General features: G+C 33.2%; 13 protein-coding genes and 1 riboswitch. Of the genes, 4 read left to right on the top strand and 9 right to left on the bottom strand.

All coding sequences use genetic code 11. The features are described 5' to 3' along the window. Positions 1-6: 6 nt before the first annotated feature. The gene (locus P7F85_RS08755) at positions 7-1,179 is read right to left on the bottom strand and encodes a class I SAM-dependent rRNA methyltransferase (protein WP_002465587.1); all 1,173 of its coding nucleotides are present in this window, start codon (positions 1,177-1,179) and stop codon (positions 7-9) included. A gap of 256 nt (positions 1,180-1,435) precedes the next feature. Further along, positions 1,436-2,737 carry a lipoteichoic acid stability factor AuxA gene (gene auxA, locus P7F85_RS08760; RefSeq protein ID WP_015365195.1) on the bottom strand — a complete coding sequence of 434 codons (1,302 nt, stop codon included), beginning with the start codon at positions 2,735-2,737 and terminating at the stop codon, positions 1,436-1,438. Between the two features lie 153 nt (positions 2,738-2,890). Here auxA and graF point away from each other — a divergent pair, with 153 nt between their 5' ends. The 4 genes from graF (at position 2,891) to P7F85_RS08780 (ending at position 6,276) form a co-directional block, all read left to right on the top strand. Further along, complete coding sequence (gene graF, locus P7F85_RS08765; protein WP_002450705.1) at positions 2,891-3,025, top strand: glycopeptide resistance-associated protein GraF; 135 nt, start codon at positions 2,891-2,893, stop codon at positions 3,023-3,025. Between the two features lie 272 nt (positions 3,026-3,297). Continuing rightward, a riboswitch (TPP riboswitch) is annotated at positions 3,298-3,399 on the top strand. An 86-nt stretch (positions 3,400-3,485) separates the two neighbouring features. Next, positions 3,486-4,061: an ECF transporter S component gene (locus P7F85_RS08770; RefSeq protein WP_002467293.1), complete on the top strand. Its 576-nt coding sequence runs from the start codon at positions 3,486-3,488 to the stop codon at positions 4,059-4,061. A gap of 12 nt (positions 4,062-4,073) precedes the next feature. After that, on the top strand, positions 4,074-5,477 hold the full coding sequence (locus P7F85_RS08775) for an ABC transporter ATP-binding protein (RefSeq protein WP_031463943.1): 1,404 nt from the start codon (positions 4,074-4,076) through the stop codon (positions 5,475-5,477). Next, on the top strand, positions 5,470-6,276 hold the full coding sequence (locus P7F85_RS08780; RefSeq protein ID WP_015365196.1) for an energy-coupling factor transporter transmembrane component T family protein: 807 nt from the start codon (positions 5,470-5,472) through the stop codon (positions 6,274-6,276). The genes P7F85_RS08775 and P7F85_RS08780 overlap by 8 nt, the downstream gene beginning before the upstream one ends. A 126-nt stretch (positions 6,277-6,402) precedes the next feature. On the opposite strand, the gene purD is transcribed toward P7F85_RS08780, so the two are convergent. Genes purD through purQ form a run of 7 tightly spaced genes read right to left on the bottom strand, consistent with a single transcriptional unit; the run spans position 6,403 to position 15,070 of the window. Then, positions 6,403-7,641 carry a phosphoribosylamine--glycine ligase gene (gene purD, locus P7F85_RS08785; RefSeq protein WP_015365197.1) on the bottom strand — a complete coding sequence of 413 codons (1,239 nt, stop codon included), beginning with the start codon at positions 7,639-7,641 and terminating at the stop codon, positions 6,403-6,405. Positions 7,642-7,668: 27 nt separating this feature from the next. Then, positions 7,669-9,147 carry a bifunctional phosphoribosylaminoimidazolecarboxamide formyltransferase/IMP cyclohydrolase gene (gene purH, locus P7F85_RS08790; protein ID WP_015365198.1) on the bottom strand — a complete coding sequence of 493 codons (1,479 nt, stop codon included), beginning with the start codon at positions 9,145-9,147 and terminating at the stop codon, positions 7,669-7,671. Between the two features lie 16 nt (positions 9,148-9,163). Further along, positions 9,164-9,730 carry a phosphoribosylglycinamide formyltransferase gene (gene purN / locus P7F85_RS08795; protein WP_002465399.1) on the bottom strand — a complete coding sequence of 189 codons (567 nt, stop codon included), beginning with the start codon at positions 9,728-9,730 and terminating at the stop codon, positions 9,164-9,166. Positions 9,731-9,732: 2 nt separating this feature from the next. Beyond that, positions 9,733-10,761, bottom strand: coding sequence for a phosphoribosylformylglycinamidine cyclo-ligase (gene purM / locus P7F85_RS08800; protein WP_031463941.1), 1,029 nt, complete (start codon positions 10,759-10,761; stop codon positions 9,733-9,735). Next, positions 10,754-12,238 carry an amidophosphoribosyltransferase gene (gene purF, locus P7F85_RS08805; RefSeq protein WP_046464312.1) on the bottom strand — a complete coding sequence of 495 codons (1,485 nt, stop codon included), beginning with the start codon at positions 12,236-12,238 and terminating at the stop codon, positions 10,754-10,756. Before purF ends, purM begins: the two co-directional genes overlap by 8 nt. Then, positions 12,217-14,406, bottom strand: a complete 2,190-nt coding sequence (gene purL / locus P7F85_RS08810; RefSeq protein ID WP_270251377.1) for a phosphoribosylformylglycinamidine synthase subunit PurL — start codon at positions 14,404-14,406, stop codon at positions 12,217-12,219. Before purL ends, purF begins: the two co-directional genes overlap by 22 nt. Further along, the gene (gene purQ, locus P7F85_RS08815) at positions 14,399-15,070 is read right to left on the bottom strand and encodes a phosphoribosylformylglycinamidine synthase I (protein WP_002465411.1); all 672 of its coding nucleotides are present in this window, start codon (positions 15,068-15,070) and stop codon (positions 14,399-14,401) included. Before purQ ends, purL begins: the two co-directional genes overlap by 8 nt.

Here is a 15,070-nt window from a genome sequence, read left to right on the forward strand (position 1 = left end):
AACTATTTAATGCTCAATATTAACAAAAATTGCTTTTAAATACTTTGAAGGTTTGTAATGTGGATGTGTTTTAAAGTCTTTAGGTAATCCCATCACCTCATTGATTTCATAATCCACTTCAGCTTCATCTAATGTTGTTTTGATAACATTTTTAAATGCCTTTAATGAAAACACGCTTGAATTTGTGCATAATAATAATGTACCTTTTGGTGATAATACTTCTAAAGCACCATTAATCAATTTGTCGTAATCTTTTTGTACTGAAAATGTTTTCTTTTTATTACGTGCAAAACTTGGTGGATCAATCACAATAGTGTCATATTGATGTCCGTGGCGTTTTGCATAATTATAATAATCAAATGTATCCATGACATAAATATATTGTGATTTTGGATCAATAGCATTAAGCCCAAAATTCTCTTCGGTTAATCCTCTAGAGCGATTAGCTAAATCTACACTAGTTGTTGATTTAGCCTTATTTGCAGATACTACTGAAAAAGCCCCTGTATAGCTAAACACATTTAAAAGATGACGCCCTTCTGAGAATTGATCACGTAATTTCTTTCTTACTTCTTTTTGATCAAGGAAAATACCTGTCATTAAGCCATCATCTAAATCCACATTATAAAAAGTGAAGTTTTCTTCGATGACGATTGGAAATGCTTGTTGTTCTCCCTCAACAAATCCACCTGTATATTCAGTATCTTTAAATCTCATTTTTTCGTAGATAGACTGATACTTAAAGACTGTTTTGATAGCTTCTAATATATGATATCTAAATTTGTAAATACCTTTTGAATACCATTGAATTAATAAATGCCCATCATAATTGTCGATCGTTAAACCACCGACACCATCACCTTCAGCATTGAACAATCTAAAAGCATTCGTACCATCTATATGATAGTAATATTCTCGTTCTTCTAAAGCTTTTTCAAATAATCGTTTAAAAAATGCAGTATTAATATCTTCAGATGGATCATAACTCAATACCCAACCTAAACCTTTGTGTTGTCTACCTACATAAGCAGTTGCTACATATTGTTCTTTCCCATCAACTAATTTGAATAAATCACCTTCTTTAAGATGATCTTGGGCATAAATATCTTCTTCATCAATTAAAGGATATTGATTGTGATATTTTGATTCTTTACCTCTATTTAAAGTTGCAATCTTCATTTATTACACTAACCTTTCTTTTATACGTTTAATTTCTTCAACCGTCACATTGCTATGTTGATTCGTAAATGCATTTTACATTATATATATTTACTAATTGAATGATTCATTTATTATTTTAACAAAGAATGCTACTTAGTCCTATTTTCTAACAAAAAAGAGTGAGCTTACAATTCGATCGATTAAAGAAGGAATTGTAACCCACCCTATAACACGTGTGATTTGTTTAGATTAATTTGTTTTTATATTCTTTTTATCATTCTTTTGGTTTATCTCTTAACTGTAATGAATAAGCAACAATCATTGCTAGTAACATAAGCAATAAAGTTGGTGTTATAAATACAGATAACAATAAACCGTGAACCATAATATTTATGAATTCAGTTAATAATTTAAAGAATAAGATACTTCCCATAAATAATTGTAAGAAGTAAAATTTACCTCTTAAGAAATAAGTAAGTGTTGTAGCAATATAAACAATGATAATGAATAAAAGTAATAATAATGTTACCCATTCAATCACATATTGCGTTTGTGATAATTCCCATTCTCCAGATAAGAACAATGCATTTCTGTTGTTAAATTCTAAGAATGTAAAGAAGAATATAACTAAACCACAGAAAATTTCAACATACATTGGTTTTATCCATTTTGGCTTTCTCATCCAATTTGGAATATCATCTTCTTGAATATCAACAATATTTTTTACTTTTTCTTTAAATTTATCCCTTTTAACTCTAATTCTTTCTAAATCAACACTTCTTCTTGTTTTACGTGCATATTCTGTTGTCTTATCTTGTAGTTGTTTTAAGTGAACTTTAGTTTGATTTGAGACATTACCTTTACTTGTTCTTGATAATTCAGGTTCTTCTTCGCCTAATTCTTGTTTAGTAAGCGGCAGAGCACGTCTTAAGAACAAGAAGTTCCAAATTGACATTTGTCCTAATAACCACATAATAATAAAGAATGTATTAACACTTAAAATATCAATAGATTCAATTTCATTAGCGTCAATACGACCATGCAATGCAATTTGAGTAATAAGATAACTGATACCATATGACACTATAATCCACATATAATGACTTTTTCGATTATCACTATTCAATTCATCTTTATATACAATGTATCCAATATGTATGATGAACGGAATAATAAATACGATACCAAAGAATCCATACACTTGCATCATAAGAACTAGAGTAATTAAGAAATACATTACCCCTATGACCAAGAAGAAAATTGAAATATCATAATCATACTTAATTGTTCTAAATAACGTATGACCTAGTAACATTACTAAGATACCAAATAATATAATGATTATGGCACTTACAATTGGGAAACCCCCGATAAATCTACTCATCACTTTAATTATTTCAGCGAAAAATGCGTTCAGGAATTCCCATATATTATACACATGTGTATTTACCTTCTTATCTCCATTTAACTGTTTAATAAGCGGTAAGTTAATTAATATAATGAGTCCTGTGAAAAGTGAAACGATACCGATGATATAACTAAATATGATCTCGGTGTGTTTCTTAAGAAAAGACATACTATTCACCTCAAAAGTTATTATATATGAAGAACTTATTCTTGTCTTTAATAAATCACTAAATACGTCTATAGACCTAGAAAAGTTTATTATTAGCATAACTGGGTAAAAGGTGTATGTAAACAATAAAACACAATTAGGGGTGGATTTATTATGAGTAATGAAGAATTTGCAAAAAAATCAGCTGAAAAAGCCAAAGAAGCAGAAGAGAAACTAAAAGAACAAAAAGAAGAAAAAACAAATGATACAGAACAAACTAAAAAAGATATTGATGATGCGTTAAATTAATATCTACTTGCTAGTTAAATCATAATAAGAATTCAATTTTCTATAAAAACTACGTGCCTAGGGTGTTTTTGATATCCTAGGTACTTTTTATGTTTACAAGCAATATACGTCTATTTCACTTAATTTTTATGATTCTTTATTCCATATCCCTTTCTAAAATTCCTACTCACTTCCAATTATTTTGCATAAAATCAAAATATTATTTTATGAAATATTTTATTAACTTGACAATCCACATGAAAAATCATACATTAAAGACAAATTAAAAATAATAAACGCACTAGGGGTGTTTTGAACTGAGATGAGGTTAACCCTCAAACCCTTTGAACCTGATCTAGCTAGATACTAGCGTAGGAAAGTGTAATTAACAAAGATTATAATCGTATGTTGAATCATATTCTTATGTTTTACGCACAACTTTCCTAGAGATGGTTGTGCGTTTTTTTAGGAGGATGTTTTTATGTCAAAAGGTTTAAAGCTTTCTGAGATATTAGTGACAGTACTTATCTCTGTAATTTTTGCCATTATTTATAACTTATGGTGGTTATTTTATAATGTTGCACAAGTCGCTGGTTTACACCTTGAGCAATTAACCTATGGAGTATGGTTTATGGCAGCGATTGTTTGTTATTTAATTATTCCTAAGCCAGGTATCGCCTTACTTGCTGAGTTTGCTGCAGGTGCCGGTGAAACAATTGTGATGGGTAAATTTGATATACCTACGATTATCTATGCCCTTCTACAAGGTTTAGCATGTGAGATTGTCTTTGCTATTTTCAAATACCAGTCTCGTTCAGTCATGGTAGCTATGCTTGCTGGACTAGTGACTGCACTTGTATCATTCCCAGTCGACTATTTCTATGGTTATTTAAATGAAGTTGCTGGATGGAACTTAATTTTATTCATTGTTTTCCGTGCGATTAGTGGTATTATTATTGCTGGTTTATTATCTTATTTATTGGTTAAAGCATTGGATCAAACTGGTGTAACTAAAGTATTCAGACCCGCTTCTAAAGATGATTACGATACATTATAAGGGGACTTAAAAGTGTTAAAAGTTACAAATTTACGTTTGAAATATCCAAATGGACATCGAAAAATTTTTGATAATCTAAATCTAGAAATTAAAGAAAAAGAAAAAGTACTTTTACTAGGACCATCTGGTTCTGGAAAAAGTACGCTTTTAAATGTATTAAGTGGCATTGTACCCAATTTAATAGAATTACCTATGAAGTATGATGAATTGCAAATTAAAGAGCATAATGGCGTGATCTTTCAAGATCCGGATTCACAATTTTGTATGCCTAAAGTTTATGAAGAACTTGCCTTTGTTTTAGAGAACAGACAAGTACCAAGACAAGATATGGATGAAGCCATTAACCAAGCATTAGCATCAGTGAATTTAAATGTAACCGAAAATACACAAATCAATCAATTAAGTGGTGGTATGAAACAAAAATTAGCTATCGTCGAAACAATATTACAACAGGCAGATACACTATTTTTAGATGAACCCACTGCAATGTTGGATGTTAATGCTACATCTGATTTATGGCAACGCTTGATTAAGCTTTGGAAAGATCAAACAGTACTCATTGTCGAACATAAGGTCGAACATATTTGGCAACATGTTGATAGAGTTTTATTAATGAACTATGAAGGACAAATCATTGCTGATGATACGCCAAATCATATTTTAAAGCATTATGAACATTTACTAAGTGAATACGGCGTATGGCATCCAAATGCATGGCATTATGCACCTGAACCTAAACATATGGCACCATCGTCTATAGAGCCATTATTTAAATTTGAACATGGTGCCATCATTCGTAATAAGAAAGATTTGTTTAAAGTGGATCAATTAGCTATTCATTCAGGAGAGTGGATTACGATAACTGGTCAAAATGGAACTGGTAAAACCTCATTATTAGAATCCATATTACAATTAATCAAATATAAAGGCGTAATGACATTTCAAGGTCAGGAATTGCGTAAAATTAAAGATGCTGCAAAGCACATGTATCTAGTGTATCAGAATCCAGAACTTCAATTTATCACTAACTCTGTTTATGATGAAATATTGATTCATTTTAACCATTTAGATTCATCTAATGCAGAATCTAAAACCCTCGACTTATTAGATTTACTAGACTTAACCAATGTTAAAAATCAACATCCTTACGAATTATCAATGGGTCAAAAACGTAGGTTAAGTGTAGCAACGGCATTAAGTTCAAATGCAGATATCATCCTATTAGATGAACCAACATTTGGTTTGGATAGCCACAATACATTTCAATTAATAAAACTATTTCAAGAGAGAGTATCTAAGGGACAAAGTATCATTATGGTTACACATGACCCAGAGATTATTAAACGCTATCCAACACGTCAATGGATAATTGAAAACCAATATTTAACAGAAATCAAAGGTGATCAACATGTTTGAACATTGGAAAATTAGACACACCTTTATGGATGACGTCAATATTATCACTAAACTCGTTTTAGGCGTTTTACTATTTTTCTTTATTATTTTTATTCATAATTTTGACTTTATGATTTACATCGTTTGTCTCATGTTTATCTTTTTACTTATGTTTAACGGAACGCAATTTAAAATTACTGGTGCTTTTATACTAGCAACCACGTTCTTTGCTCTATTGTCATCACTATTCATGATTTTATATGGTGATGGTGACCATATTTTATTTAAATTTGGCATCATTCAAATTAGTACGGAAAGTATCGTCAGAGGTATTCACCTTTCTCTTCGTACAATTACAGTGTCGATGTTTGGTATTCTTATAGCATTAACGTCACAAGTGGTCATGATATTTTATAGTCTAATGCAACACTTAAAAGTAAAACCTAAAGTTGCCTATGCCTTTATGGCCGCAATTAGAATGATACCATTAATCATTAGTTCTTTAATTCAATTACGTCGTTCTTTAAAAATGAGATATCAAATGATAGATAAATCAAATTATAGAGGATTCAAAAGACTCAAACATCTAATTATTCCTTTATTAAGTCAAAACATACGACGTGCACATCAATTATCTGTTGCAATGGAGTCTAAAGGTTTTAAAGATGGTCCAAGAACGTATTATTATCACGCACCATTCTCATACAAAGATATTATATTGATCATATGTTTATTAATTATTATCGGACTTTCTTATTATTTATCAGCTACCTTGCCAATAACTGGTATCCATGATGTCAGAATAGGTAGATTAGAATAAATTATTTTATCCATACTTCAATCATTCCATATATAAATCAAAAAATCCTGGGACAAAATAAATGTCTCAGGATTTAATAATATAAACAGTTGTTGACTGTAAACGCATTCTTTTTCTTGTATCATTTTATTTCAATGCTTTATTTCCTATATCTGTTCTATAAAACAAGTTATTGCTCTTTATTTTTTTAACATTTTGATAGGCATTCACTTGGGCTTCTTTTATATTTTGCCCTTCCCCAATAGCTAAAATGACTCGTCCACCACTATTAACAAACTGGTCATTATCCTTCTTCAAACCGCTTACAAAGTAATTTGAGTCAAGTTCAAATCCACTGACTTCATGCCCTTTTTCGTAATTACCTGGATAGCCTTTAGAAGCTAACATAACACCAACCACTGATTCATCTTTCCATTCAAAGTGAATCGGCTCATCATTATCAAGCGCAATAATATGTTGCATCAAATCACTATTCATTCTTGTCAATAATACTTGTGCTTCTGGGTCACCAAATCTTGCATTAAACTCTATTACTTTCGGCCCTTCTTCTGTTAAAATAGCACCAATATATAATAACCCAAAGAAGTGATGACCTTCTTCAGCCATTGCATGTGCAATCGGTTGTGCAATCTCATTATTAGTTCTATTAATGATATCATTGCTAATATGAGGTACTGGACAATATGCACCCATGCCACCTGTATTCGGTCCTTTATCGTAATCATAAGCACGTTTATGATCTTGAGCGATACAGTCAAATGGAACAGCTCTCTTACCATTAACAAATGTCATTACAGAAAATTCTTCACCTTCTAAAAATTCTTCAAACACAATAGTTCCTGAATTTCCATCAAACATTTGTTGAACTGCTTCTTTAGCTTCAGCTCTTTCTGAAGCAATTACTACCCCTTTACCTGCAGCTAAACCATCTTTTTTAATAACTATTGGCAAATCACATGTCTCAACAAAAACTAATGCCTCATCCTTGTCATCAATTTCCTTATATTGTGCAGTAGGAATATCATATTTAGCCATTATTCTTTTAGCAAATGCCTTTGAGCCTTCAATTTGTGCTGCATCGCGATTAGGGCCAAACACTTTAATTTGATGTTTTCTTAACAAATCAGGCAAACCATCTATCAATGGTTGTTCAGGTCCAATTACAACCCATTCAATTTGATGATTAGTGACAAATTCTAAGATAGCTTCGTGGTCATTTTCTTTAATATTCGTATGGATTTGTGCCACATTAACCATTGCTTCATTGCCAGGTATCACATGAACTTGGTCTACCATTGATGATTGACTTAATTTATAGGCTAATACATGTTCACGTCCACCTGCACCAATAACGAGTACTTTCATGACTTTTCTCCCTTCAACATCCTGCTTTTAGTGTTTAAAATGTCGCATTCCTGTCATTACCATTGTAATGCCATATTTATTTGCCATATCTATAGAATCTTGGTCCTTAATTGATCCGCCAGGTTGAATAATTGCTTTTATTCCATTTTTTGCAGCTAATTCTACAGTATCATCCATTGGGAAAAAACCATCTGATACTAATGCAACATTATCATTAATTTCAATTGCTCTTTCCAATGCTATTTTGGCTGAACCTACACGATTCATTTGACCAGCACCAATACCCACTGTTTGTTTGGCATTACTTAAAATCACTGCATTACTTTTAACTGCACCTACAACTTTCCAACCTAATAACATGGCTTCCCATTGCGCTTCGGTTGGTTCTACTTCTGTAGCAACAGTCATGTCAGCACGACTCACTTCAAAGTTGTCTTTATCCTGTACTAAATAACCACCCGATACTGATACAAATTCTTGTTCTCTATTATCAATCGTTGTATCTATTTCTAAAAGTCGAATATTTTTCTTTTTCGTTAAAATGTCTAAAGCCTCTTGCGTAAATTGAGGTGCGATAACAACTTCTAAAAAGATAGAATGTAGTGTTTCAGCTAACGTCGCTGTCACTGGTCTATTTAGTGCAATAATACCACCAAAAATGGATTGATTATCTGCATCAAAAGCATTTTGAAAAGCTTCTTCTATTGAATTTCCAATTCCCACACCACATGGATTCATATGTTTGATGGCAATCGTAGTTGGCTCATCAAATTTTTTAACTAATGAGAGTGCTGCATCAGCATCTTTAATATTATTGAAGCTAAGTTGTTTACCATGTAATTGTTTAGCTCCTGCAATTGTATGTTTAGCATCAGTTGTTCTGACAAAGTAAGCAGATTGTTGTGGGTTCTCACCATAGCGTAAAGTTTCTTTATTATCTTTAAAGAAATTCACAATAGCTTTATCGTATTGAGTGGTATGTTCAAATACTTTAATCATAAGTGATTTTCGATATGCTTCATCTAATTGGTCATTTTTAATTCTATTAATTACTTCATTATAATCAGCAGGATGTACAACGGTTGTCACATGTTTAAAATTCTTAGCAGCCGCTCTTAACATTGTCGGACCGCCAATATCAATATTTTCAATCGCATCCATTTCTGTAACATCTGGATTGTCTACTGTTTTTTGGAATGGATATAAATTAACAACTACTAAATCAATTAAATCAATGTGTTGTGCTTTTAATTCTTCCAAATGTTCCGATTTATCTCTGTCAGCCAAAATGCCACCATGCACTGCTGGATGTAAAGTTTTAACGCGTCCATCCATAATTTCAGGAAACTGAGTCAATTCAGACACAGATTTCACATCAACTTGTGCCTCTTCTAAAATGCGTTTCGTTCCACCTGTTGAATAAAGCTCATAACCTAATTCTTTTAAAGATGTTGCAAATTCTACAATACCGTTTTTATTTGAAACACTTAAAATTGCTCTTTTCATTATTCTCAATACTCCTCTATCGAATGATTTTCGCAATAACGCTTGGATATAACTCGTACTCTAATTGTTTGACTCTCTCTTCTAATGTTTCAATTGTGTCGTCCGTTCTTATATCACATTGTCTTTGTTCGATAATTTCTCCCGTATCCATACCATTGTCAACATAATGTACCGTTGATCCAGTTATTGAATCCCCGCTTCGAAATGCTTGACCTATTGCGTCTATCCCCTTAAATTTCGGCAATAATGATGGATGGATATTTAATATTTTATGAGGATAAGCTTTTAGAATATCCTCCCCTATCAACCTCATATAACCTGCTAAAACAATCCACTGAACCCCTTCTGCAGAAAGTAATGATAACAAATGTTGTTCATAATGAGATTTTGACTCAAAGCGCTTTGGCTCATTAATATGCACTGATACGCCTAGTTGTTCTGCACGTTTAATACAATATGCATCATGGTGATCTGTATAAAGTGCAGTAATTTCAATATCCTCTATATGTCCTTGTTGAACATGTCGTACAATATTTTCAAAGTTACTTCCAGAACCTGATGCAAAGATTGCTACTTTGGTCACGTTTATACCCCCTGAATATGAATCGGGTTATGACTATCTTCTACAATGCGTCCGATTTCATAGGCATTCACATTAAGCTGTTTTAAAATATCCATCGTCTTATCTTTCTCTATTTCATCGACGATAACAGTAAAACCAATGCCCATATTAAATATGTTATACATCTCATCAGTACTAATATTGCCTTGTTCTTGTAACCAATCGAATATTGCAGGTGTAGGAAATGCATTTGCATTTATTTCTGCAGATAATCCATCTGGCAATGAACGAGGAATATTTTCATAAAAACCACCACCAGTAATGTGATTCATCGCTTTTATTGTTACATGTTTTTTTAATTCTAATATTGGTTTTACATATAATTGGGTTGGTGCTAAAAATGTTTCTAAATACGTATGCTGACCAAATTTATCGTTAAGGTTTATACCTGACTTTTTAATGAGTTGTCTCACTAGACTATATCCATTTGAATGAATACCATTGGATGGCAATCCTATAATTACTTGACCAGATTTCACGTCTGAACCATCAATATATTCATCTTTCTCAACTGCACCAACTGCAAAGCCTGCCAAATCATATTCACCTTCATGATACATTTCACCCATTTCGGCAGTTTCGCCACCGATTAAAGCCGTATTAGTTTCTTCACAAGCATCACTGATACCTTTAACAATTTGTTCAATGATTTCAGGAACTACTTTATGCGTTGCAATATAATCTAAGAAGTAAAGCGGCTCTGCACCTGTAGTTAAAATATCATTCACACACATTGCCACCGCATCTATACCTATAGAATCATGCTTATTATGATCAATTGCTAATTTCAATTTGGTACCTACACCGTCTGTTCCTGAAACTAATACTGGTGCTTTCATATTGAGTTGAGATAAATCAAATGTTGCACCAAAACCGCCTAATCCACCGATAACTTCCTTACGTATCGTACGTTTAACATGACTAGACATTCTTTCTACCGCTTCATAACCTGCATGGATATCTACACCTGATTGTTCGTATGCTTTAGACATTTATATTTCCCTCACTATCAAAGTAATGTTTATTTTCATTAATATATGCTTTTTGACGATCACTTAAATGCTTTTTATAATTCTCTTCGTAATCAAACAATCCAGCCGGATAGTCTCCTGTGAAGCTTTCAACACACAAACCACTATATGGCGCGTCATAATCTAAACCTATAGATTCAATTAATCCATTCACACTAAGATATGCAAGCGAATCAGCGTCTATATATTCACAAATTTCTTCTGGTGATTTACTCGCTGATATTAATTCAGCAGTTGTTGATACATCAATACCATAGAAGCTTGGGAACATAAATTCTGGAGACGCAATTCTGACATGTACTTCATTAGCTCCTGAATCCTTTAACATCTTTACAATACGTTTAGAGGTAGTACCTCTGACAATAGAGTCATCCACTAAGATGATATTCTTTCCTTCTACAATATCTTTAACTGCTGACAATTTAACACGAACACCTTGCTCACGAAGTTGTTGTGTCGGTTGAATAAATGTTCTCGCTACATATTGATTTTTTACAAGACCCATTTCATATGGAAGCCCTATCTCTTCGGCATAACCGCTAGCAGCTGATAAAGATGAATTAGGCACACCGATTACCATATCTGCTTCTACTGGACTTTCTTGTGCTAAACGTTTACCAGAGGCTTTACGAACAGCATGAACATTTTTCCCAGCAATCGTAGAATCTGGTCTAGCAAAATAGATATATTCCATGGCTGAAATTGCGGTATTTGTATGTCTTGTATACGATTTAACTAGGATGCCATCATCGTTAATAATGACATATTCACCGGCATGAATATCTTGCACAAATTCTGCTCCTAAGACGTCAATAGCACATGTTTCACTAGCTAGAATATAGGTGTTATCTTGCATTTTCCCGACGACTAAAGGTCTAATAGCATTAGGGTCAACTGCACCATATAATGCATCTTTAGTTAACACTGCGAATGTAAATCCACCTTTAATTTGACGTAAACTTTCTTTTAAAGCTTCTTCAAATGTAGGTGCTTTACTTCTTCGGATTAAATGCATAATCACTTCAGTATCAGATGACGAATGGAAAATGGCACCATGTTTTTCAAGGTTTTGTCTTAAAGATTGGGCATTAATAAGGTTGCCATTATGACAAATCGCAACACTCATATCATAAAAGTGATATAAAAAAGGTTGAATATTTTCTATACCTTTATTACCAGAAGTAGCATATCTCACATGACCAATTGCATTATGATAATCTTTTAATCTTGATAATTGATCATCTTTAATGGCTTCTGTTAGTAATCCAAGACCTCTTTCACCTACTAATTCTTCATGATTGGCAGCTACTATTCCTGCACCTTCTTGACCTCTATGTTGTAAACTATGCAACCCCATATAAGTTAATTGAGCAGCATCTGGATGATTCCAAATGCCAAAAACACCACATTCCTCATTTAGTCCTGAGTAGTTAAACATTGGCTAATAGCTCCTTCCCAAACATCTTTGATATCTGCTACGTTTTTGATAATTGTTGTTTGGTTATTTGATACTACGAACTGATTACCATCATTAAATTGACCAATTTCAATTGCATTTTCAATGTTTAGTGATTCATTTTCTTTTACAGAAATAATATATCTACCTTGAGATTCACTAAATAACTGTGCATTAGATACATCTATTTTTGCCTCTAACCCTAAATCATAATGTGCACTTATTTTTGCTAGTGTAATTAATAAACCACCTTTTCCAACTGTTTGAACATGTGATGCAGCACCGTTTCTAATAGCTGATTTAACCGCTTCACCTTTTGCAACCTCATCACTTAGATCAATTGATTCAAATTCATGATTTACTGTGCCATATATTAATTTTTCTAATTGGCTACCGCCGAAGTCATCACGTGTATCTCCAACAATATATAATTTTTCTCCAGCTTGTGGTTTAAAATCAGCTAAATAGTTAACATCATCAATTAAGCCAACCATACCAACTACTGGTGTTGGGAAGATGGATGTACCTCGTGTTTCGTTGTATAACGATACATTTCCTGATACAACAGGCGTTTTTAATACATCACATGCTTCTGCCATTCCTTTAGTAGAATCAATTAATTGTTGATAAATTTCTTTTTTCTCTGGAGATCCATAATTCAAGCAATCTGTCATGGCTAGCGGTGTAGCACCTACAGCAATCAAATTACGATATGCTTCTGCTACAACCATTTTCCCGCCTTCATAAGGTTGATTAAATACATAACGTGCTTCACCATGAATCGTTGAAGCAATTGCTTTATTCGTACCTTCTACTCTTACCACTGATGACTGTAGTCCTGGTTTAATAATCGTATTAGCACCCACTTGTTGATCATATTGCTCATATAAATAATGTTTTGAAGCAATCGTTGGATGTTTTAATAACTGGTCAAATACATTCTCAATATCGATATGACTATAGTCATTTTTAGATGTATTGTATGCTTTCTCTTCACCTTCAAGAATATAAACTGGTGCTTCATCCGATAAAGGTTGTACCGGAATATCTGCAAACACTTCATCTTCATATGTTAAAACAAAGCGATTTGTATCAGTTACTTCTCCAATGACTGCACTATCTAATTCATGCTTTTCAAATAAGTCTAAGAATTTTTGTTCTGTTCCTTTTTCTACAACAAGTAACATTCTTTCTTGAGTTTCAGAGAGCATCATTTCATATGGTGAAATACCTGGTTCTCTAGTTGGTACTTGGTCCAATCTTAAGTGGAGGCCACTTCCACCTTTAGCCGCCATTTCCGAAGAAGATGAAGTTAATCCTGCCGCTCCCATATCTTGGATACCAACTAATTCATCGAATGTGATAGCTTCTAATGTTGCTTCCATTAATTTCTTACCAACAAATGGGTCACCAATTTGTACAGATGGTCGTTTGCTTTCACTTTCTTCAGTTAATTCTTCAGATGCAAACGTTGCTCCGTGAATACCATCTCTACCTGTTTTTAACCCTACATAAATAACAGAATTACCTACACCTTTAGCTGTCCCTTTTTGTACCATGTCATGATCAATAATGCCGACACACATAGCATTGACAAGAGGATTACCATCATAGCGGTCATCAAACTCGATTTCACCAGCAGTTGTTGGAATACCAATACAGTTACCATAGCCACCGATACCACTAACTACGCCTTTAAGCAGTCTCTGATTTTGCTTGTTTGATAACTCACCAAAGCGTAAGCTATTTAATAAATTTATAGGACGTGCTCCAATAGAAACAATATCTCTGATGATTCCTCCCACACCTGTAGCAGCACCTTGATACGGTTCAATAGCTGAAGGGTGATTATGTGATTCCACTTTAAAAACGACTGCTTGGTTGTCACCAATATCTACAACTCCAGCGCCTTCTCCTGGTCCCATTAATACATGTTCGCCAGTAGTAGGAAACTGTTTTAAAAATGGTTTTGAATGTTTGTAAGAACAGTGCTCACTCCACATAACTGAAAAAATACCCGTTTCAGTAAAATTGGGTTCTCTGCCTAAGATTTCACATACTTTATCGTATTCTTTATCACTTAATCCCATATCTTGATATAGCTTTTCCAACTTAATTTCTTCAACACTTGGTTCGATAAATTTAGACATTTTGTTCCCTCCAACTATTTACCATAGCCTCAAATAATTTAACGCCGCTATCAGTACCTAATAATGACTCCATTGCTCTTTCCGGATGTGGCATCATACCGCAAACATTACCTTCTTTATTAACAATGCCTGCAATATCAGCATATGACCCATTAGGATTATCAGTGTATTTCAAAATAATTTGATTGTTAGTAATCAATTCGTTATAAATGTCTTCATTACAGTAGTAATGACCTTCACCGTGTGCTACCGGATAAACAACCACTTCATTTTCTTCATATAAATCTGTGAATGGCGTCTGATTATTTACAATACGTAAAGATTCATTACGGCTGACAAATAAATGTGAATCATTATGAAGTAACGCACCAGGTAGTAAACCGATTTCAGTTAAAATTTGGAATCCATTACATACACCTAGTACTGGTTTGCCTTCTTTAGCCAATCTTTTAACTTCATTGATAACCGGCGCTACGCTTGCCATAGCACCTGATCTTAAATAATCTCCAAAAGAGAATCCACCAGGAATAAGTACACCATCAAATCCTTCTAATGTTGTCGTTCTATAATCAACATATTCCGCTTCAACACCTGATTTAATCGCTGCATTATACATATCTCTATCACAATTTGAACCTGGAAATACAAGAACAGCAAATTTCAT

The sequence above is a fragment of the Staphylococcus sp. aM genome, from assembly GCF_052975125.1.